The organism is Paenibacillus sp. JQZ6Y-1 (assembly GCF_040719145.1).
In the GTDB taxonomy this organism is placed as follows: domain Bacteria; phylum Bacillota; class Bacilli; order Paenibacillales; family Paenibacillaceae; genus Saccharibacillus; species Saccharibacillus kandeliae.
Genome location: NZ_JBFDUZ010000001.1, coordinates 1362151 through 1385467, shown reverse-complemented (window position 1 = coordinate 1385467; position 23317 = coordinate 1362151). Strand labels below are relative to the sequence as shown.

The 23317-nt window shown below is 45.5% G+C and carries 18 protein-coding genes; 2 read left to right on the top strand and 16 right to left on the bottom strand.

Features of this window, described 5'->3' with window-relative positions; translation table 11 throughout:
• Positions 1-27: 27 nt before the first annotated feature.
• The 6 genes from ABXR35_RS06120 to ABXR35_RS06095 form a co-directional block, all read right to left on the bottom strand.
• Positions 28-1203 (bottom strand): VWA domain-containing protein, encoded by a 1176-nt coding sequence (locus ABXR35_RS06120; RefSeq protein ID WP_367056902.1) that lies wholly within the window; start codon positions 1201-1203, stop codon positions 28-30.
• On the bottom strand, positions 1200-3680 hold the full coding sequence (locus ABXR35_RS06115; protein WP_367056899.1) for a DUF5682 family protein: 2481 nt from the start codon (positions 3678-3680) through the stop codon (positions 1200-1202). The genes ABXR35_RS06120 and ABXR35_RS06115 overlap by 4 nt, the downstream gene beginning before the upstream one ends.
• Positions 3681-3778: 98 nt before the next feature.
• A complete protein-coding gene (locus tag ABXR35_RS06110) occupies positions 3779-4879 on the bottom strand; it encodes an ATP-binding protein (protein ID WP_367061214.1) in 1101 nt (366 codons plus the stop codon).
• Between the two features lie 149 nt (positions 4880-5028).
• Positions 5029-6366: an MATE family efflux transporter gene (locus tag ABXR35_RS06105; protein ID WP_367056896.1), complete on the bottom strand. Its 1338-nt coding sequence runs from the start codon at positions 6364-6366 to the stop codon at positions 5029-5031.
• A 409-nt stretch (positions 6367-6775) separates the two neighbouring features.
• Entirely contained in the window at positions 6776-7366 is a 591-nt protein-coding gene (locus tag ABXR35_RS06100; protein WP_367056893.1) for an NAD(P)H-dependent oxidoreductase, read from the bottom strand.
• Between the two features lie 220 nt (positions 7367-7586).
• Complete coding sequence (locus ABXR35_RS06095; RefSeq protein ID WP_367056890.1) at positions 7587-8018, bottom strand: MarR family winged helix-turn-helix transcriptional regulator; 432 nt, start codon at positions 8016-8018, stop codon at positions 7587-7589.
• 388 nt (positions 8019-8406) lie between these two features.
• On the opposite strand from ABXR35_RS06095, the gene ABXR35_RS06090 reads away from it, so the two are divergent.
• Complete coding sequence (locus ABXR35_RS06090) at positions 8407-8598, top strand: hypothetical protein (RefSeq protein ID WP_367056887.1); 192 nt, start codon at positions 8407-8409, stop codon at positions 8596-8598.
• On the opposite strand, the gene ABXR35_RS06085 is transcribed toward ABXR35_RS06090, so the two are convergent.
• From ABXR35_RS06085 to ABXR35_RS06050, 8 genes are all read right to left on the bottom strand, one after another.
• Positions 8595-10202 (bottom strand): sensor domain-containing diguanylate cyclase, encoded by a 1608-nt coding sequence (locus ABXR35_RS06085; protein ID WP_367056884.1) that lies wholly within the window; start codon positions 10200-10202, stop codon positions 8595-8597. The genes ABXR35_RS06090 and ABXR35_RS06085 overlap by 4 nt on opposite strands.
• Positions 10203-10551: 349 nt before the next feature.
• Entirely contained in the window at positions 10552-12066 is a 1515-nt protein-coding gene (locus tag ABXR35_RS06080) for an efflux RND transporter periplasmic adaptor subunit (RefSeq protein WP_367056881.1), read from the bottom strand.
• Positions 12067-12119: 53 nt separating this feature from the next.
• On the bottom strand, positions 12120-13646 hold the full coding sequence (locus ABXR35_RS06075) for a DHA2 family efflux MFS transporter permease subunit (protein ID WP_367056878.1): 1527 nt from the start codon (positions 13644-13646) through the stop codon (positions 12120-12122).
• A gap of 15 nt (positions 13647-13661) precedes the next feature.
• Positions 13662-14315 carry an HlyD family secretion protein gene (locus ABXR35_RS06070; protein ID WP_367056875.1) on the bottom strand — a complete coding sequence of 218 codons (654 nt, stop codon included), beginning with the start codon at positions 14313-14315 and terminating at the stop codon, positions 13662-13664.
• A gap of 176 nt (positions 14316-14491) precedes the next feature.
• Positions 14492-15127 (bottom strand): TetR/AcrR family transcriptional regulator, encoded by a 636-nt coding sequence (locus ABXR35_RS06065; RefSeq protein ID WP_367056872.1) that lies wholly within the window; start codon positions 15125-15127, stop codon positions 14492-14494.
• A 440-nt stretch (positions 15128-15567) separates the two neighbouring features.
• Positions 15568-17142, bottom strand: coding sequence for a sensor domain-containing diguanylate cyclase (locus ABXR35_RS06060; protein ID WP_367056869.1), 1575 nt, complete (start codon positions 17140-17142; stop codon positions 15568-15570).
• 234 nt (positions 17143-17376) lie between these two features.
• On the bottom strand, positions 17377-19131 hold the full coding sequence (gene dhaK, locus ABXR35_RS06055; protein ID WP_367056866.1) for a dihydroxyacetone kinase subunit DhaK: 1755 nt from the start codon (positions 19129-19131) through the stop codon (positions 17377-17379).
• Between the two features lie 273 nt (positions 19132-19404).
• Positions 19405-20061, bottom strand: a complete 657-nt coding sequence (locus ABXR35_RS06050) for a M48 family metallopeptidase (RefSeq protein ID WP_367056863.1) — start codon at positions 20059-20061, stop codon at positions 19405-19407.
• A 424-nt stretch (positions 20062-20485) separates the two neighbouring features.
• Here ABXR35_RS06050 and ABXR35_RS06045 point away from each other — a divergent pair, with 424 nt between their 5' ends.
• Positions 20486-21859, top strand: a complete 1374-nt coding sequence (locus ABXR35_RS06045) for an MFS transporter (RefSeq protein WP_367056860.1) — start codon at positions 20486-20488, stop codon at positions 21857-21859.
• Positions 21860-22188: 329 nt separating this feature from the next.
• Here the strand turns inward: ABXR35_RS06045 and ABXR35_RS06040 are convergent, their stop codons facing one another.
• Together ABXR35_RS06040 and ABXR35_RS06035 are read right to left on the bottom strand one after the other, a co-directional pair.
• Entirely contained in the window at positions 22189-22365 is a 177-nt protein-coding gene (locus ABXR35_RS06040) for a hypothetical protein (protein ID WP_367056857.1), read from the bottom strand.
• Positions 22366-22422: 57 nt separating this feature from the next.
• The gene (locus tag ABXR35_RS06035) at positions 22423-23082 is read right to left on the bottom strand and encodes a hypothetical protein (protein WP_367056854.1); all 660 of its coding nucleotides are present in this window, start codon (positions 23080-23082) and stop codon (positions 22423-22425) included.
• Positions 23083-23317 lie beyond the last annotated feature (235 nt).

Here is a 23317-nt window from a genome sequence, read left to right as displayed (position 1 = left end):
CCTATATTCAGAAGGTATTAGGATTACTTAATGAATAATTTGACCAATCCACTCTGCTAAACGATTCGGCGTTATAGCGGCAACCTGTGCGCCCATATCTGTCAAACGACGCGCCGCATGACGGTTATACACTGCCGTTCCTTCAAAATTCAATGCTGGCAATACAATCAATCGACTACCAGCTTCCATAATATCGTGACAGGCGGCATACATATGCTGCATCGGATATCCTTCCTCTAGATCACTCACTAGAATAAAGATTGTGCGGGCAGGATCTTGTATGAGCGTTTCACCATAGCGAAGCGCTTTGGCAATATGTGTCCCGCCACCTAGCTGTACACTCATCAGCAGATCGACCGGATCTTCCAATTGACCGCTCAGATCGACGACCTGCGTATCGAAGATTAGCAGATTCGTACGAAGCGTATCCAATTGGGAAAAGATACTCGCCATGACTGCACTATAAATAACGGAATCCAGCATACTACCACTCTCATCGACGGCGATGACAATATTCCAACGGTTATGCGAACGAATATTACCATCAAAGTACAGTCGATCCACGATAAACCGCCGCTGACGACGATCATAGTTCTTCAGATTACGTTCAATCGTTTTCTTGATATTCAGATTGCGAAGCGAGCGTACATTGCTGCTCTGATACCGACTGCGTTTGCCGATAATACTGCTGCGAATATCCTGCTCTAGCTGCTTGCGCAGTTGCTCTACTACACGACGCACAATTTCTCTGGCGCTATGCAGCACTTCGCCCTTCATACGACCCTTGAATTGCATAATATGTTTGAGCAAAGTCATATTCGGTTCCAGCGATTCCAATACGTTTTTATCAAATAACAATTCGCTCAGCCCGTAACGATCCAATGCCTGCTTTTCCAGAATCTCAGCGGTATCTTTGGGAAATAGACGTCGCATATGATCCAGCCAGCCGGGAACGGTCAGCTGGGACGATCCACGTCCGCCTGTACGCTCTCGATACCCCTGCTCCTCACCATATTCGCGGTCATACAAATATCCAAGCACTTCATCCATCTCTCGGTAATCAAATTGCTGGGCATCGTATTGCCCCGATTCACTTAGCGGCTCCTCCGCTGCTTCGCCCAATAGTAAGCGCCAGCGATTCAAGGTTTGACGTTGTAATTTGGCATGTTCCGTTTCCCTATTGCGTTGATCGTGATCGCTCATAATCGCCATCGCTCCATTTCTTGCCGTATCGCCTGATCCAATGCAGAGGTGCGCTGCAAAATTGCTTCATCCAGTCCCGGTCGCTCCAACTCTGCTGTAGATACGGTATACAAATTCGCAACGTTACCAGCAATGATCTGCATTTCCGCAGGGGTGAAGAAGGTAAATGCCAATCGCAGCTCTGGAATCATCTGTACAAAATCATCATGTGGCAATTGGGACAACAGCTGATTTAACGATGATAGCAACGCAGGCTCATATAGGAACGCATCCCTCGCAGCAGCAAATACACCTTGCAAATAAGCGGCGGTATGCTTCACCTGCTCTGGCGTTCCTTGCATATAAGCACGCGCCCGTTCAGTAATCTCATGCTCTGGCAAATATCCACTGCGCGATAGAATTGCGACACTAACACCTTCGAGCGCCGGAGCTAGTGTAGTCTGATCCATCAGCTCAGACAAGCGATCATGTAGCGGTTCAGCCGGAAACGTAGCCGTTTCGATTTGCGACAGCATATACAATTGCTTGAGCGCCTGTACTACTTTGCTATGATCATCAGAATGCACCTGTTGAAGTGTATCGATAGCCGATACCGCCTGATGATACGCTTCCTGCAACAGCTCTGGCAGCACCTGATCCTGTTCCCGCAGTCCTAACAATCGACGATGCTCATGAATACGCTCAAGCATACTTAGCGCTCGGCACAAGGATAAAAAGCTACCATCCTGCCGTAGCGCCTGACGGGTCTGCTCCACCAGCTTGGTGGCAGTGTCCTCCAATCCCATCAATAGTGCACGCAGCAGCCATTCTGCTGTTGCTCCACTGTCATGCTTCGATAACGCATCTACTTCTTGCTCAGCACGTCTTGTAGCTGCAATTGCCAGTGTTCCACCGTGAATGGAATTTTCAATCAAACGCGCTTCTGTGTAGGACGAATACGAATAGGTCCATGTTTCGCGCATCAGATTGATGTTTTTGTAAGTAATCCAATCCGGTCCTGATTGGCGTATCGCCAGCCCCGTTCCTAGAAATTCCATGATATGCAGCAAACGACTAATTCGCCGATGCTGTGGGCGCGTATACAGATCCAGTACCTTTTTATGTTGTCCTGTCGTGCCAAGCTGTAATGTACATGCTGCCGCCTGACGCTTAAAATCCTCTACAATCGGCACCGCAAATGGATTCTTCGCGACTTCACCAATCCGATCACCGGTTAATAGAATCTCTAGCTGCTCTAGCGGACGGTCTGATACTAAGGTGCGCTCGCCTTTGATAAAACATGAAGTCACACTGTCCAGCAGCTCATATACTCCGCCTTCCTGTCGTCCGCGCAGCATAGCTAATCCCTGAAATAAACTGTATGCTTCAATCGCATCACTTGTTGAGACCGCTTCCTGTTCCCTGCGCAATGCTTTCGCTAATCGTGATAGCGTCAAAATAGCGCTCTGTGCCGCAGGATGTGTCGTATTGTTTTTCATGTGCTTCCATAGCTGATCATAATACGCTACATACGGCATACCGCTTGCATATCCATTCAGCCTGTCTGCTTCCTGAAAGGTATATACCATCGGGTATATCTGTTCGCGCATCTCTGGCACACGATTTTTTTTGCTTCTACTTTCCGTATCGATAGATGGTACGATAGGGTCCGGCGAAGCAGATACAGTCGCGTTATCTGCAATATTGTGTTGTATTAATCCATATGTATGAAATCCGCCGGTTAGTACCAGAACTTTGTTGTATTGCGCTTGTGCAGTCTGAATATGATGCAGCATACGACGTTCACGAGATAGCGTTTCATCCTGCTCCAATTGAGAGGTTGAATAGCAAAGACGAGATAAGGTGCAGTATACAAACACATCCTGCATATATTGAAAGGTATCTATATTCGCCGCTCCGCTCTCAAACCAACGATCCCACAGCTCGTCAAAGCTGCGACAATTCAGCTTGCGGCATAAGGTCTGAATAAAGGTAGAGCCTGTCAGTAAATGTTCATCCTGATACGAAACAGAGGCTTCTCCATCAGAGTCGGTCTGTGCAGTTGGACGGCGGCGATAATTACGATCAATAAATTTCGCCGGAATACCAAGCCGCGCCGCCTCGCCAATCGCTACATACTCTGGCGAGTAGTCTAATAATGGAAAATAAAAAGCAGCGCGCTCCTCTCCCTGCTCATACGTATAATACAAGCTGACTGGCGTGACCGTATCAGGGTCAGCCAGCACCGGAATGAGCGCATCGCCAGCTTCTGGTCCTTCAATCAATATAATCTCCGGCTGATAGCGGGCGATGGTTTGCAACAGATGGTAGGAGCAGCCTGGGCTATGATGCCGAATTGAAACATACAATACTGAATTTTGCATACCGAAGACATGCTCTGCAAAGATATGCTTCAAATCATCCTGATTCACATCAGTCAATCGCTGCGTGTCTGCATCCATGTTGCTGTCTAGATCGTCAGCAGGTCTTTGCTTCATACTTTGATCATGACTCGTTGCCGTATCGTCCAAATTTATAGAGACATTCGTACTGCTCCTCTGCATTCTGTCGCCCATCTGCGCTCACCTCTCTTTGATCAACGAATCCATTGCTTCGCTTCATAATAAGCTGACCATAATGCACTATCTCGCGCTCGTTCTTTTACTACCCGGGAGAAATAGGTTTTTAGCGCACCCAGATCCTTTTCATCCTCCTTAGCAGCAGTACCGAGCATATTCTGCACTAAACGATCCATCGAAACGGCGCCATTCTCATAATAATACGAAGTCATCGCACTCTGTACATAGACTGATACCGCTTCTGCCGTGCTCATCACGGACTGTGGCATGTCGATTTTGTAGCCTTCACGCGTCTTGCCTGTGCGCAGCTCCATAAAAGTCGTTGCTAGCAGTTCCACTACATCGCGATCTATCGGAATGTCGATACCACTATGCAGTAGCAGATTATGTGCCTGGTTTTCAATAATCTGAGCTTCCATTTTCACATTTGAAATCGGACGAATCGTTTCAAAGTTAAAGCGGCGCTTCAAGGCGCTGCTCATCTCGTTTACCCCTTTATCACGAATATTCGCTGTACCGATCACATTAAAGCCCGGCTTGGCAAAGAGGACACCCCCGTCCAGCTCTGGAATATTCAGCACTTTATCACTCAAAATACTGATCAGACTGTCCTGCGCCTCGGATGGGCAACGGGTTATCTCTTCAAAACGAGTCAGCACGCCATGCTTCATCCCGTGATACAGCGGAGAAGGAACCAATGCCTGCTCAGACGGTCCTTTATCTAGCAACATCGCATAATTCCACGAATATTTGATCATATCTTCCGTCGTACCGGCTGTTCCTTGAATTGTATTCGTGCTGCTACCACAGATCGCTGCTGATAGTAGCTCACTCAGCATCGTCTTAGCTGTGCCTGGCTCACCCACTAGCATTAATCCTCGGTTACCAGCAAGCGTGACAATTGCGCGTTCAATCAAAATATCATTTCCATAAAATTTGCGTGTAATCTCGATCATCTCTCCATCCAGCTCTGCCGGACGCTGACGACCAATAATAAAATCTCGTATGTATGCCGGTGATAATAGCCAGTTAGGCGGACGCTTGCCTGTATCCTCCTGCTGTAATGCTTGTAGCTCGCGTGCATATAATACCTCTGCAGGCGGCTTGATCATCTCCATTGCCATGTACATCCCCCTCATTGAACAGGATCATATGTTCCCATAATAACACACCCATTCTGCTTCTATGTAGTCACAGCAGCAAAATGGGAAGATCGTCCTTATTTATTACCCTAAAGTAAGACTTTTGCTATAGTTTGGCTGTTCCTTTATTCTACCTGCAAGTGCGCCCGCTTTTCCAATCCAGGCACATACAGCAACAAAAATAACGAACGCCCCAATCCGAACAAAATAAAGCAAATCCACAGTCCATGATTACCATATAACGGAATTAGCACCAGACAACTACCGATAAATAACACAATGGACAGCAGCATCGAATTACGAATCGGCGCCGTCAGCGTCATTCCGGTAAACACACCGTAAAATACAAGCCCAAATCCCGTACTAAGGGGAAACAATAACAGCCAGCCCTGATACTGCATTGCCAGCCCTGATACCGCCTGATTATCCGTGAACAAACCAATAAACGCTTCTCGTCCGAGTGCATAGATTAGCGTTAGCAGCAATGCTACCACACTTGTCCACACCCAAGATAATCGCAAACTACGCTGCAATAACGGCAGGCTTTGCGCTCCTTTTGCTCGTCCAGCATAAATCGAACTTGCGTTGGCAAGCCCATCGAAGAAATACGCCATCACATAATGAATTTGCAGCAGGATCGAATTGGCTGCCAGTAGCTCTGGTCCAAATGACGTACTTTGCGCTGTAAACATATTAAACATCGTTAGCAAACAGATCGTGCGTACTAGCAGATCACTGTTAGCGCGAAACATCGGACGCAGACGATTCCAGCTAAACAAGCCTTTCCATTTCAGACCGACTAACTCCATATACGGTGAGCGCCATACAAACCATAATCCAAGGAGCAACGCCAGCGCCTCGGCAAACAAGGTTGCTGCTGCCACACCGGCTACGCCCCAGTGTAATCCTTGTACAAACCAGATCGCGAGTAGCATATTCACTACATTCATCGAAATCTGCGTAATGAGCGTTTGCCGAATATGCGCCATGCCCATTAACCAACCGATCAGCACATAATTAAGCAGCGTCAGCGGTGCACCCCAAATGCGAATATGGAAATACACCGATGCCCAGTGTGCCACTTCATCAGTCGGTTGCATTAACCATAACGATGAACGTACAATCGGTACCTGCAACGCTATAAAGATCAAGCCGATTCCCAAAGCAATCATTAGCGGACGAATCAGATCTGCCACACCCTCCAGCACATCGTTCTTGCCGCGAGCCTGTGCAGCAAAGCCAGATGTACTAACCCGTAAAAAGCCAAACAGCCAATACATCGTATTAAAAATAAGAGTTCCAATCGCCGTTCCACCTAGATAAGCCGGATCAAATAAATGCCCGACCACTGCTGTATCCACCAATCCAAGCAGCGGAGTGGTGATCGTCGATACAATCAGCGGCAAACTAAGCAAAATATAATCGCGATGAGATGGTAATGTATGTATAACAGAAGTGTTCATATGCCGCTCCTTTAAGATTAAGATCAATACATGCGCAATGTTGCCTGCTCATCATGATGTAATAACAGATTATTGAAGGCAGGCTGTACACCGTTTGAGTATACCGTATGCTCATCTATTCGCAAACCGCTTGTCTCAAGTTTGCTATTATGAACCGATCCTTTCACTATATAGCCTTATATTCGTTGTCATATCATCAAAAAAAGTCTGCGTTCTCCATTCGGAAAACACAGACTTTCATAATACAGCTTAACCTAGTGCATCTTTACGATAGGATCAGCATAGGCATCCAAACATAGCATAGATACTACATGCAGCAATGTTCTGATCTACATGCCCGCTTGTCTCGAAACGTCCTGCGTCTCTCATTCCTAGCTGTCCACTACGTATCTTATACATCAGCCGTACATTATACGCGCGGGAACCATGCTGTCACTTTAGAATTCACTTCATTCAAAATATCCTGATAACCTGCTTCATCCAGATACCCAATACTGCCAAAAGACAGATGACCCACTGATTCGATACCTACAAAGCCAAAGATCCCCGTATCGGATGTCATTTTCATTCCATCTGTCATACCAATACGCTCATATACTTCTTTGGGCGTACCGTGAGTATGAATGATCAGACCTTGTTTGCCTGTTAACATTTGTACGATACCGTTCTCGTCGGAAGCATAGGCAAAACCATAAGCAAATACACGATCCACATAGCCCTTCAGAATCGCTGGCAAGCCAGTCCACCATACAGGATAAATAAAAGTAATCACATCTGCATCACGAATATAATCTTGCTCCGTTTGAATATCGATTGGTGTTTGTCCTGCACGCATCGCAGCGCTATCTTCCGGCGTAAATACCGGCTGGAAGCCAAGTGCATACAGATCACGTACCGTTACTTCATGACCTTGTTGCTCAAGCGCATGTACCGTCGTTTGAAGAATGGAATGGTTCAGACTTTGTGCATTGGAATGCGCGTAAACGATCAAATGTTTCATAGTAAATTCCTCCAGATCTATTTATGATTACAATAACTGCATGGCAGAGCAATCAGAATCGTATAGGTATGGATGGATCACTATAGGTTCTAATGTACCCGATCATACAATATACGATGGAAAGCCCAGTTATTACATGAACATAGACGATAGATTGATATAAACATAGACATCTATGTATTACCGCAAAAAAATTTCGATTGCAATAAGCTGTGACTGCTTATTGCTCCGAAACCCGATTCAAGATTACTTGTAGCATCTGTTCCAGTTGTTCTTGCTGTTGTTCTGTGAACCCATCGTACACCGCTGCATTCACAGTATGAGAAATCTGATGAAACAATGGCTCCAATTCACGCCCTTGATCCGTTAGATGAATCAACGTAATGCGGCTATCCTCCTCACTCTTGACCCGCTCCACATAACCCAGTCGAGCAAGCTTGTCTACCAGTACAGTGACAGTTGGCTGTTTGCGATGAATCTTTTGCGCCAGCTCTTTGACCGACAATCCATTTTTCTGATATAGAAAAACGAGAATATCGCCATGGGAAGGTACAATGCCCTCCACACCATGCTGCTCCAATTCAGATATAATCATTCGATTCAGTTCATCGCGGATTTTGCTAATCATAGAGGTTGCGTAATATTTAGGCATACATTCATTATATATAGACATCTATGTATTTTCAATACCTTTTTTTATTTTCCATTGAACTGCTAAGTAGAACACGAATGCTGTATATGACTTTATTACCACTTCATGTAAAAGTGGTAATATGTATTACATCATTATTTATTTAATACAATTAGCTAATTAACCATGATGCTCACTCTATACGGGAATTAGCGGAAATCTCAGACTCTGTTAATTATATGTAAAAATAAATAGTTAAAATTTAGTAAACCCTGTTTATTATCCCCATGAACGGGTAATAAACAGGGTAATAATGTTTGTTGATGATGAAAAATGTAGAATTTTGTCGCACTTTTTGCTAATATTGCCTTATAGGCGATCGACTTCAATGTGTAAGGAGAATGTTAAAGTGAATCCAGCCATTCAAGAAGCCATTTACAACCAGACACCGATGCATGTGCATCTGATCAGCGGTGAAACCTACATTGGCACCTGCGAAGCACATGATAATCCTAATTTCTTTATTATTCGTACGGAGCAAGGCTCCTTTACTTTTCCATATTGGACCATCAAACGCGCAAAAACATTGCTCGTTCATTAATCACCGGCTGAAATGGCTGTCTCATTTTCGTAGACGACCATTTTGTTTCTGCCGGTGTTTTTTGCGTCATATAATGCCTGATCAGCTTGTTCCAGCAATTCCTCCAAGTTTTCATCTCCGCCTGTATACACCGTCATACCAAGTGAGACGGTAATCGCACGATTGAACGGTGTTGGACACTGCTCTGCTGCTTCACGAATACGTTCACCCACCGCTTTCCCTTGTTCTTCATCCGTTTCATACAGTAAAACCACAAATTCCTCTCCACCATACCGGAAGCATAGATCTTCAGCATGAATCTGTTCCGCAATAACATCTGCCATCCCTTTTAACATATCATCCCCCATGGAATGACCATACGTATCGTTGATGGACTTGAAATGATCAATATCCAACATCATAACGGCAAAACGATACCGGTTCCCAATCCAATTTTGCATAATGGACACCAGTGCTCGACGATTTAATACTCCGGTCAGCGCATCATAATGAGCTTCCTTTTGAAGCCTACGCTCTTTTTCCCGGGTTTGCTGCTCGAGTACCATAATCGCTTGATGCAGCTCGTGCGCTTCATAATTCCAACCCGCGTGCAAGGGTGGAATGCCATTTCCCTCTTCGGTACCAATACTACGCGCATAATCGGCAAGTGAATTGAGCGGATGCGATAACTGTACTGCCAGATGATAGATAATCATCAGCAGCAATATAATAATAGGTACAAGATAAAACAACATATTCTCTACCAACTGTGCAGAAAAGATAGCTGTGTTTTGTGACGGTGTCTGAAATACAATGCCCCAGCGAATACCAGGCACCGTAGCATATCCAGCGAGTACTTCTACATGACTTATATTCGCGGTACGCTGGTGACCGCTTCGACCATCCTGTAACTCCTTCATAATGGTATTACCGATTGCCCTTTTCCCGATGCGAGATTTCATCGGGTGGTAGATGATATTTGCTTTGTTATCGACGACGTAGAAATACGATCCGTCTTCTTTTTTGCTGCCTTCATCCAGCAGTTCATTGAGACGATTACTTTCTTCCAGATACAACACGCCAGCTAACATTCCTTGGTAGCGCCCATCTTGGGTGTACATGGGATGCCCCATCATAATGACGAGTCGACCATTTTGATCGCTGTACGGCATGGAAATGTAAGCCTTGCGTTTTAACAGTGCTTTCTCTGTCTGTTCATTGATCGGCGGTGTTTGCCGATTGTACAAACCTTTCGGAGATGAATACTGAGCATCCCCCTGCTCATTCATAATCAGCACTGCATTAAAATAACCATTTGATTTGCGAAAATAATCCAGTTGTTGTTGCATGGCCGAAGTGTCGTTGTTTGGTTGTGACATTATGTATCGGCTTGTTACGGCAAGTGACGATTGCATAGAGTAAATCAAGCTTTGCGTAATCCGACTTAGTTCCTTAGCATGAATCTCATTCAGCTGCAGCGTCTGTTGTTCAACCGACTGCTTTTGACTAACATAGCCAATGGCCAAACAGGCAGCCAAAATGAAGAAAAAGGTACAAAACGCTAATCCACACATGACGGTGGACAATTTGTATCTTTTGGCTTGACGTGTAACGGAAAACAACATCCTGTACTCTCCTCGCTTACATGGTCGCTTTCTTTCTCATTATATCGGTATTTTCCCTTAATTCCTTAACTAGATAATAATTTTACAAAAAATGGGACATTTTCTCAGCTGCTAGGTTATATCTTATTGATCATACGCCATGAATGTAAAGTAATCCTGAATGAAAATCAAACTCTTTTTGACAATGGCTCGTTATCTGCTGTTTTGACACTGATGATAATGGTAAATGGTTATGTTAGCAACATATGAATCCATATTAAATGATAAAAAAACCAGCTTTCGCTATGGTTGCGAAAGCTGGTTAGACATCGACTATCATTTTAGATCGACTGTCATTTTATATGGTGAATCAATATTGCGAAGTTGTTACCGGCGTATTGTCACCAAGTAGTGCCAGATTGTTCTCAGCGACCTTCTCGCCGCCTTTCAATCCACTGGTAATCAATACTTGCGAACCGGATGCTGTTCCTACTTTTACTTCCTTGCGGACAGCATGACCGTTCGTAACGACGTATACATAATGCTTGTCGCCATCGGTTTGTACGGCTTTGCTTGGTACGATCAGACCTTGTTTGGCATCTTTGCCTACAAAGCTGATGTCTGCTAGCATACCGGATTTCAGTTTACCATCGGTATTGGAAACTGTAATTTGTACTGGATATCCGTTACCGCTCGCATCCATCGGATTGATGTTTTTCACTTTACCGCTAGTTACGATATCGGATGAAGTGACACGCACCTGTACTTGATCACCGGCTTTGACCTGATTGATTTCATTCGCAGGTACATAGATCAGCATATTCACTGTACTCAGATCAGCAATCACGAGTGAAGCTGCAGAAGGACCAGCCATCTCGCCGACCTCGGCATTTTTGGTAGTAATGATGCCGTTAATAGGAGATTTAACGATGGTATCTCCCAATGTATCCTGAGCAATCTGTACATTCAATTGCGCTTGATTCAGTTTTTGCTGACTAGCTTCCACACCTGCGGTGCTCTGTGCAACTTCTGCCTGACGCTGGGCGTTGCTATAACCGGAGTTTGCATTTTCATAGCTGCTTGTCGCATTGCTGTAGGCTTCCTGTGCAGTTGACAGTGCTTTTTGCGCTGTTTCCAGCGATTTTTGTGTACCTGCCAGTTGATCTTGAGCATTGGCTTTCGCGTTAACAGCATTATCGTATGCTGTTTGGGCGCTAACTTGTGCAGCTTGTGCTTTTTCCAGATCAGCTTGTGTCGCTAAGGAATTGTCAAACAGCGATTGGGTACGAGTCAGTGTTTTCTGTGCGCTGTCCAGTGCTTCTTTCGCTTGTTTGATCGAGTTGTCAGCGCTGGATACTGCTGTTTGTGCTTGCTTCGCTGCTGTTTGCGCTTGATTTACTGCTCCTTGCGCAGAGTTGATATTGCCTTTGGCTTGCGTGATAGAACTTTTGGATGAAATGATACCGTTCTTCGAGCTAACTACGCCAGAATTGGCAGATACGAGCCCAGATTCACGGGAATCGCGAGCGCTGTTCACACCCGCTGCGGCTGCATCCACATTCGATTTGGCGATCGACAGATCGTTGCGCAGATCGTTATCTTCGAGCTTCAATAAGACCTGCCCTTTTTTCACTTCACTACCTACATCCACCGATACCGAAGATACTTTACCGGAGATTTTTGGCATAATATTGACTGTTTCGGATGGCGTAACCGTACCGGTATAAATATCGCCTTGACCGATTAGACCTTTTTGAGCGCTGGCAACCTTAACATTAACACTCATTTCCTGAGCTGCATCATTGTTCGCTGTGGAACAACCAGCGAGCATCACGGTGCTGAGCAGCAAGGCACCGGCGGTAACTTCCCATTTTTTCATTTTCATTGCATGGTCCCTTTCTTTCTGTAATGAAGATCGCAGGAGGATTCAGGCAGTATTTAGACCTTCGTTTCCTGCAGTTGTTTATGTTTGCGTCTACTGATGAACAGGAAGACGAACGGAATCGAGCAGAACAGCGGAATGGACGATACAAGGAACGTATCAGCAATCCCGCGTGAGTACGCGTCCAATGTAATCAGACCAGATACGGTCGATGTCCATGAACTACCAAGCATAGATTGGAATGTTTGTGCTGCGTCTGGTGTAATCGATTCGGAAATCTGCTGACTGTGCAGCGCTGTCCGGTTCTGCATGAGGAAGGTCAGAATGGCGATTGCCATCGAACCTGCAATCGTTCGCACCAGATTCGACGCGGTCGATGCTTTACCGACTTTCTCCCTTGGCACGGCGTTCATACCGACAGTTGAGAGCGGCATCATACAAATCCCGATACCCATACCGCGGAACATCAGCACAATTTGCAGCCACAAATGCGGCGTCTGCGGAGTGAGCGTATGCAGATGATATGTCATCACACTGGTCAATGTCAGACCGACCAGACCGATCGGCACGATGCCGATTTTATCAAACAGCTTACCTGCAAATGGCATCATAACCGCCATCGCAATCGCTTGTGGCAACAAGATAATACCTGTGTGTACCGGCGATACGGCTTGAATATTTTGCAGGAACAGCGGCGATAGGAATGTACCACCGTACAGCCCCATCATAACGAAACTTGACGTAACTACACTAATTGCAAATTTATAATTTTTGAACAGCGAGATATCGATAACCGGATTCTCCTGTCCACTTTCCACGAAGATTAGGAATACAAGCGCCCAGAAGGCGATGAAGAATAAACCGACAATCTTGAATGAGCCCCAGCCATCGGTCGAACCACTGGATAGTGCATACAGCAGTGTACCTGCACAGGTAGCCGCCAATATAAAGCCGAGCGAGTCGAATTTGACTCTTTCTCCTTTGGGCGGTTCCTTGATTAGCAGGACGACCATCAGAATCGCAAACAGTGCAACAGGTACACAGACGATAAATAGGAAGCGCCAATCAAACCATTCAATCAAATAACCGCTGAGCGTTGGACCAATCGCAGGTGCTGCCATGGCAGCAATCCCCCAGATCCCCAGCGCCATACCGATTTGTTCGCGCGGGATGATTTTATATACAATCGTCATACTGAGCGGCATAATCACACCGCCGCCAAGACCTGCGACGATACGAGCTGCAATCAGCGAGCTATCGCTCCAAGCAAAAATACAAAATACGGTACCGAGCGTAAACAAGCTCAACGCCGCAATCAGAAACTTTTTGTAACCGATACGTTGTTCCATAAAGCCTGTAATCGGAACAATGATACCGGAGGCCAGTGTATAACCGGTGATTACCCATTGAATACGCGATGTGGTTGAACCCAGATCGGTAGTCAACTGAGGAATCGCCACGTTGATCAAACTGTTATTAAGGATCGCCACAAAGGCGCCCAGCACAATCGCGAAAAAGGCGAACCATTTCTCACGCGGCGAATCGACCGGAGGAGCAGCGGCATTAATTTCGGAAGCCACCATCGACCCCTCCTTTCATTAAGATGTGTGGATTTTCACTTCCACGTTCGTACCCGGAATCAGTGTCATGCCTTTTGGTACATTCAGGGCAACTTCAACCGGAATACGCTGGGTGACTTTGTTAAAGTTACCACTGGTGTTGGTTGCAGCAATAACAGCAAATACGGAGTTAGATGCTTCACCGACTTTGCGTACTTTCCCTTGAATAACTTGATCGCCGCCAGCATCGAGCGTCACGTCTACCAGTTCGCCCGGTTTGATGCGGTTAATATCCGTTTCTTCGATATTGGTCGATACGTACAAATTGTTCATGTCCGCCATAACCGCTACCGCCGAGCTTGGAGAAGCAATTTCATGTTCTTTGGAATATACTTTGATCACTGTGCCATTGATTGGCGCGCGCAGAACGGATTTGCTGATAACGCTAGAATCGAGACCCGATACATTTTGTTCGGCAATCGGCTCGTTGCGTGTCAGCACATCGCCTTCTTCCACATCAATATGGTCAATTTCTGCGGTGATTTGTGGCATCACTTTGTACTGGTCAGCCGTAATGCGAGCATCGTCGCTTTTCACATAATGGGCGCTCTGGTACCAGTAGTAATAACCGATGGTGCCGCCACTGACGACCAGCAGCACAATCAGGATCGACAAAATAATCTTTCTTTTCAACGTACTCCACCTCTGCAGTTATTATAATTTGGTAAAAACAATACATACTGTAATACTAATTTCTTGATTTCAAGACAATACCGCGCACAAAAAAAGCAAGGAACTGTGTGCACACACATGGCAGTTGAATGCCCCGGATCTCATGCCGGTGTGCGAAATCTTCGCTCCTTACATTGTTAATTGTCCACAGGGGTGTACAAACCTCGTTGCAGCAGCTCCAGCTCCAGTGTGAAGTTGCGGATCACTTCTTGTTCCTCCGCTTCCCCAGCAAAAAACTGGATAAAATTCTGGATAATGATCGCGCGCAAGATTTTGATAAGATGAAACAATTCCTGTTCACTACGAATATTGAGCCCGCTCGTATCGATCAATCCCATATAACTGCGGTAAAATTCACTAATTCGCTGACGAGTGGTGGGATTTTTCACATCCAAAATTAGCTTGTACTCAATCTTGTAGTTCATATTGAGGAAAATGTTCCTTGCAAAATCGCGGTGCTCATTGTGTATAAACCGATGCAGCGTGGATTGGAAAAACTCCGCCGATGAGGCGAACAGATCGCCTTGATGCTTAACCGCTAATGACATCATCAGATCACGGTTACTGGCGCTGTGCTCCTCCAAAATGTAAAAAAACAAATCCGCCTTGTCTTCAAAGTACTGATAAAAACTGCCGCGCGGAATGCAAGCATCCTTTATGATATTTGCAATCGACGCATCCGCCAGCGAAGCTCTAGAAAACTCACGCATCGCCGCATTCATCAAATTTTGCCGCTTTTCCTCCGGCAAATTAAAAAAGGTTTTTGTAGGCATACATTCACTCCACTGCCTCCCGCAACCTCCGGTTGATGATGACGATCAGGACTGGCTCCTGCAAGCAGGGCATTCCATCAGATGTAGGCAGGCACAATTTGTTGTCAAAAGTTACATAAAGAATTATATGTGACACGGTGTCATGTGTCAATCTTATTATTAAAATTTGTACATATGTATCGAAAAGTGATTGTTATCTGTATCGAATAAATGGATTTTAATACCTATTTTTAATGTTTTTGTCGTTTATTGACGATACGTATACAGTAGAGATTGTTATAGCAATTTACTATGAAAATGGACAAATCGACTATGTATATGTTGTAAGCTTCGTATGTTACCCATTGCTGTTTCAAGGCAAAAATGCCAACCTTCATCTGAATGATGAGAGTTGGCATTTGTTTGTATATTTTGTCTGTATATATTATGAAAGGCTAGGATCACTCATTGACTTGCAATATAGGATCGAAGCGATTTTGTCGTTTGCGATTGTACATCTGCTGATCTGCATATCGCAGCAAGCCGATTATATCAGCCGCATCCTGTGGGTAGATGCTCAGTCCGGCAGCAAAGGAAACTGGAATTTCTATATCATCCTGAGAGAAGATTTTGTTATCCAGTAAGGATAGTCGGGTGTGCACCATCTGCGAAATATCAACATGTTCTGGGTAAGCTAGTAGCAACACAAATTCATCGCCACCAATGCGACCGATTAGATCACCCGGCTTTTGCGCCAGAGTACGTAGCAGTTGAGCAACATATTGTAAATACTGATCACCGACCACATGTCCATACGTATCGTTAATCGGTTTAAAATGATTCAGGTCAACCATAACCAGTGCGAAGCGTTCCTGATGATCCATTTTCAGCTGCAATTGCTCTTCAACTGCCGCCCGATTATATAATCCGGTCAATACATCATGCTGAGCACTATGCTTATAATTTTGCTCCGATTGAATCAGTCGCCGCTCGGTTTCCTTGAGTGATGTTACATCGGTCAGATGTAGCACAAATAAATCTTCATTCGCTCCGGTGATCAGGTCGATGCCACCAATCATATCCAGATGAGTCTGTCCCTGATTTTGTATACGCATTTCCAGATGCTGACCATTTGGTCGCTGATCGGTCTGCGAAGACAGCATTTGCTGTAAATGTTGCCCATTCTCCAATTCAAACTGCGTGGAGATTTGTTCCATCGGTATGTCTGAAAACCATTGCTGGGCGCGCGGATTCATTTCTTTGACATTGCCCTTCAGATCCAGTAGCAAAATCGCATTAGGCGCCGACTCGAACAAAATTTGAAACAGCTTCCGATAATCCGGCATAATATTATACTTGCCAATCAGATGACGCAGCCGCATCGCCCAGACCAGATAACCGATAAAATAAAAGATCATCGAAACACGCGTAATAATGACACCGCTTTGCAGCAAAACAGTAATCAACGCAAATGTACCAAACAGCTGAAAATCGTTCAGCAGCAGCGAACGATAAATTCTTTTACGACGTTGTTCTCTCGAACGCAGCCAGCTATACGCCAGCAGCAGTACCGATAGGAAGATGTAACCGATAATAAACGCAATCGACACCAGCAAATAGGTTGGATGGAGCGGGCTACGCCCATCAGTCACATGCACGTTGTACAGCTTTTGATGATCCCAAAACAGCAAAAAGTACAACCACAACGTATACGGTGATGCGTATACTATGGGCAACCATTTACGCAAAGGACGGGTGATCTGATCGCCCATCAGTATACTCAGATGCACCAATGTAGAAACAAATAGCAGCAGTGCAGGCGAGCTTCCGTACAGCACCAGCTGCATCTGATATTCCGGCAGCAACGAGGTCTTCAAATATTCAAACAAAAAGTACAACAGCAGCGCCATCATCAACAGCGCAGCGATGCGGTTAATCATGCTTTTACGATTGCGATACAGCAGAGTAATCGCCATATAAAGAAAAAAGTAGGTAGGCAGCTGAATAGTCAAAAAATCCATGAACAAAGCGTTCATTGGCATGGTCCTTTCAATCCGAGATGTTCAGAAATAAAGCCTATACTACTTTCCGATCCACATAGTCTATGATGTTTCTTCATTCCAGTATAAGTTTCCGTTACCATCATCGTAAGGAATTCCAAAGGTTTTGACAACAAAAATCGGCGAAAAACGCGATTTTATCTGCTTTTGCTGCATCAGTCTGGATAATGTCCCAGAACGAGGAAATTGATCACGCTTTCCTTCCTACACTTAACGTAATCCTTCTGACAACGCGGTAAAGATAACACCCAGTGCGTGTGCACCAGCATCCGGGTAACCCAGACTGCGTTCGCCAACTGCTCCCGCACGACCCATTCGAGCTACGATGTCTTTGGTGCTTTCCGCACCGCGTACCGCTGCTTCGGCTCCTTTTTGGAAAGCGGTACGCATGTCATCGCCATTCTGTGCACTTTGGGTCCAATTATCTGCGCATGGAACAAGCGCATCAATCAGCGTTTTGTCGCCGACGACCGCACCGCGACCGAAGGATCGTTCACCGGTAGACTGAATTCCTTCTACCGCCGCTTGCAGCATCTCGGCAAACTGGCTGACATTGACCACGGTATGCTTGCCAGCTGCACGACCCGCTGCACGGAATGCCGAGCCCCAGATCGGACCGGATGCTCCACCGCATGATTCCATAATAACCAGCGATACATGATGCAAAAAGCTACCGATTGTCAAATCATCTTCTGTCAGAATATCTTTCCACTCACGCTTCAACTGCCGGAAGCCCTTGGCTACACTCATACCAAAATCGCCATCGCCCGCATGCGAATCCAGATCGCAGAACGGTACTTCATTGTCGATAATAATCTCGCTCATATGATCCACCAGATAGATCAGATTATCTAACGTCAGTTGATCGCGTTTGACCTCAGCAGCTGTGATCTCTGTCTCTACTTTATAGGATACAGGACGATCCTCTGCCAGCTCCTCCGCAGCTTCACTGTAACTCACTGATGCAACCGGACCAGCTACCTTAAAGCCTGGCGTATCGCTTGGACGAGATAATAGTGTCTTCAATTCATCGTCCAGCTTCATAAAGGTAACGGACAAGCCTGCCATATCAATACTGGTCATATAATTGCCAACAAACGTACGATGGATGATAATCCCACGCTCCGCCAGTTCGCGAATAACATCATGGTTAAACAAATATAGCTCCTGCAACGGAGTCGCTCCGAAACCGTTAATTAGCAAGGCAATCTCAGCGCCTGATTCCAGCTTCATATCACGTAGCAGATCGTTAACCATCCGTTTTGCGAGTTCCTGTGCGCTCGCAGTAGGGATACGTTCAATACCCGGTTCACCATGAATGCCGACACCGTATTCCATTTCCTGCTCGCCCAGTTCAAAGGTCGGTGAACCTTTGGCAGGCACCGTACATGAGGTCAATGCAAAACCGATGCTGCGCACATGAGCAGCTGCTTTTTCCGCTACAGCCTTGACTGCTTGCAGATCACGTCCCTCCTCGGCAGCAGCACCAGCGATTTTATGTACAAGCACCGTTCCTGCTACGCCGCGGCGACCGACTGTGTACAGACTGTCCTCAACAGCAATATCGTCGTCCACCTTGACGTAATCGACCTGAATACCGTCTTCCTCTGCGAGATGGGCAGCATTTTTGAAGTTCATCATATCGCCGCTATAGTTTTTGATAATCAGCAGAGCACCTTTTTCACCGGCAGTTGCTTTGATAGCTTGATACACTTGAATTTGCGATGGAGAAGCAAATATATCGCCACATACCGCTGCGTCCAGCATGCCTTCACCGATATAGCCCGCGTGCGCTGGCTCGTGCCCGCTACCACCGCCACTGATCAGCGCTACCTTATTAGGATTGGTCTGCTTTTTCTTGATGATTTTATATTTGGGGATAAGCTCCAATTCAGGATGCGAGAGCACCATGCCCTTTGCCATTTCCAATACCATATCTTCCGCACGATTCATGACCTTTTTCATACCTGTTCCCTCCTGTTTATACACCGATGGCGTGTAGATGCTGCGTGTACCTACTACATACTGCATATACAGCATCGGTGACAATGAATGATGAATCCTGTATTAGGCAACCTATCATAATTACCCGTCCATCTTCTCATTGTCACAGAAGTCCGCTCTTGAACAGATAGATGGCAATGTAGAGACGATATATTGATACACATCGAAACTATACGATGCTCTCCAAAAGCCCCTTGTCCTGCTAGTGAAGCTAATATCCTGACTTCGCTCCAATCAAAGACTCATATAGCGCCCATACCGTGCCAAATATTCTTCCTTATCCTTATAATCCGGCATCAATCCGCCCACCTTGCGCCAAAAGGAACGATCATGATTCATATGCAGCAGATGACACAGCTCATGCACAATCACATAATCAATTACCTCAATAGGCGCCATCGCCAGTCGATAGTTGAAGGTCAGCTTTTTATCATAACTACAGCTTCCCCAGCGAGTGGTCGATTCCACGATATCTACACTTTTGGGTTTCACTTTGAGCTGCTTCATGTATGGCTGCATTCGTTCCAGAATAATCTTTTTGCAGCTCGTAAAATAAAACTTTTTCAGGCGAATGCGCAGCTCCTCTTCGTCTGCATCCTCCAGCGAGATTAGCGACTGCAACGGTTGCTCCTTACCTAGATACATAAAGGTATCCTCGGCTTCGGCATAGGTTCTCGTTTCTGGTAACGGCTGACGGTCTGCCAGCTTGTGCAGATAATCCAAAATAGGCTTGGCATTACGCTCAACGAGACGAATAATCTCCTCCTCTGATGTGCCATTCGGTGCTTTGACAGTAAGCAACCCATTCGGATCAAGCTGAATAGCTACTTTTTTGCGTTTGGAGTATTCCACATGACAGTGGACAGTTTCATTATTGATTGTAATATTCATTGACATGACCTCGTTCGTAGACTTGGATAGGATTATCCTGATTATAAATTAGTAAATGGTAGATCGGTACATGACCAAGCGATCATGGGTATACCGATCCATAGTTGTAGTACATGGATAGATGAAATGAGATAACGTGCACAGTTATTGTCACCCTATACATCCGTTTATCCTTTCATTATATCATGCCGCCTGTATTGCTCAGATGATTCAGATACCTTTATGCCAAAATCCCGTATAGTCCAAAACGTTCAAGGTGATATCATCATATTTGAGTACATCATCACATCAGAGCATATCGCCAGATCGGAAACATAGGCATAGTCTCATGCTATAGCCAACTATCAGGATTAACAGTTACCGTCACTCATTCTGCGCATGATATGATTACGCCTATACAATAGAGACAAAAAGGGGATTTATTATGCGCAACGTACTACCTCATCAGGTGATCGCAGATAGCCGATTTCATCGATTTCATTTGCTCGTCTTTGTATGGTGCTTTTTTGCGATAGGATTTGACGGATTCGATATTGCTACTTACGGCATTGGCTTGCCGTTAATGATGCAGGATTACGGTTTGACGCCCGTAGCAGCAGGTGCTATCGGTAGTTATACACTAGTCGGGATGATGATAGGCGCATTTGTATTGAGCGCATTGTCCGATGTGATCGGTCGCAAAAAAGTTCTCGCGATCTGTATGTTACTATTCAGCGTCTTCTCCCTACTTGCAGGGCTTGCTCCCAATGCACAGGTGTTTACAGTCATGCGCTTTATCGCAGGGATTGGTATGGGCGGCTTGATGCCTGCCGTTATCTCACTCATGACCGAATATTCACCGAAGAAAAATCGGGCGCTAACTGTAGCGATTATGTATTGCGGATATTCGATCGGTAGTATTGCTGCTTCACTGGTCGGCATGTATCTAATGGAGCATCTGGGCTGGCGCTTTCTGTACTGGCTTGGAATCATTCCGCTGTTCACACTTCCTTTCTTCTGGAAGCAGTTCCCGGAATCATTGTCCTATCATATTGTGCGCAAGCAGGGCGCAGCCGTGGCAGGCATTTTGAATCAAATTCACCCGCAGGGTAATTATACAGCACAGGACGATTTTGAATATGAAGCTGTACAGAAGCGCGCTGAAGGTGCACCAGTCAAAAAGCTGTTTATCCATAACCGGGCATTAAGCACATTTGCTTTCTGGGTAGCGGTATTCAGCTGTCTGCTGATGATCTACGGACTTAACACATGGCTGCCGAAAATCATGCAAGGCTCCGGCTATGGCATCACCTCAAGCCTTTCCTTCGTGCTTGTACTCGCAGTTGGACAGATTGGCGGTTCACTGCTAGGTGGCTATCTGGTAGAAAAAGTAGGGCATCGTACCGTACTGGTGACCTACTTCTTACTTGGTTCCATTTGCTTCGTTTGCTTGAGTCTGACATCCAATACTGCTCTGTTATATATACTAATTGCGTTGGGCGGTGCTTGTACGGTCGGAACGCAAAACTTGATCAATCCATACATTTCCGAATTTTATCCGCGCGAAATCCGTGCTACAGGAGTTGGAGTGAGCGTAGGAGTTGGACGAATTGGTGCGATTCTGGCTCCCGTACTGATTGGCTTACTGCTGGCGACCAATATCGCTCCGCAAAAAGCATTTATGTTCTTCGCGATTCCCTGTCTGCTTGGTAGTGTCGCTTTCCTGCTTGTACAAGAGCGCTACGGCAATTTTGATAAGCCTCGGAGTGAGCGTTCCTCGCTAGCAAATCAAGCTAAACTCGCAGAATCACAGGCTTAACGTTTAATGGTATGTAGTCACCTCAGCACGAGCACAAAAAACACTCTGTCGATTCAGACAGAGTGTTTTGCTGATGGTTGAATCCTATTTCGTCCTTTGCCGCAATTGCACTTCCCGTTCGTCCAACTGTCGGTGTTTGGCTTTGAAATGCTGAATTGTATGATAGAAAGCAAGTACAATCACAACGATCACAAGAAGAGCAAGCAAATAGTACATCCATTCTACGATCATATCTATCACATCCTCTAGTTCAGCTTTGCTTGGCTTTCATGTTCCTCTCGTTCTTTTATCCAATAACAGCATATGATATCGGTTTGGCAGTCGTTAGCTTAGGATGTTGAGCCTGCCATATTCTCGCCCGTTGTTCCTTTGCTTTGCAGCTCCATGCGCTGCAATTCCAATTCACGCTGTTTTAATTTATACGTTTGTACCGTCGTATAAAAGGCGAGCGCAATCACGCCCACAACCAGCACAGCCAGACTGTACATCAATATCGTCAGTCCCATATGAGTATCCCTCCCGTTTGATCATAGTGATCGTTCGATCATATCGGTAGTACAATATTATTTAATACATTCAAATTTGTATCCGTTTGCACCTTCTGCTGCACCACTGTTGGTTGTTCCGTTGAGTCCACTCTGATCGCGACTATCGATCTTCGGAGTACCGCCTTCGTCATAACAACGATTGATTAAGGTCATTTTTTGCTGATGATTAAAATAAAGGGCACTGAAGATGACTCCGCCAGCGATAACGCCAATCGCAATGATACCAATCCAGATGATAGGAGCGATCTGAGGAGTGACGACGTTCCCCTCTATTGGAGCTGCTGTCGACACATCCACTCCATACGCCTTCAATAAATCATGCGTTTCATCAGGAGTAAGACTACTTAGAAAAGCGCTATATCCTTTCAATTCTTGTTCAGAGAACGAATACAATTGCTTCGCCTTTACCTGATTGATTACAATTTTACCGGTATTGGATTGATATACAAGCGACTCAGACAGGGCAGCTTGCTTGGATTCCAGATCTGGAATACTGCCCAGCTCTTGCTGCCTTTCCTCCTCTGTCATCGATGCAACCTCTTTGGCACGATCAAGCGCTTGCTGGTTTACCGCATCCTTCTGTACTTCCGCATGGGCATAACTGGAGAATACTGACGTGAAGGCAAGAATCATAGCAAGAAAAGGAACAAAACAGCGACTCCATGGTTTCGGCATAATAGTCTCCTTTAACGTTTATTTGGAAAATACAGGTTAAACACTACTATATTCCAGCGCTTGTGCATACCTCTATACAGAAATCACAACGTCTGTCTTAGTACAAATTGACATATAGAAATGGATAGAATGAAAAGGTTATCGTTTTGGGGCGACTTGTACTTCTCATACGTCATACACCTCTATGACAGGCTTTGTATCCTTGGAAGAGGAATGGATCATTGCTCATCTCTTT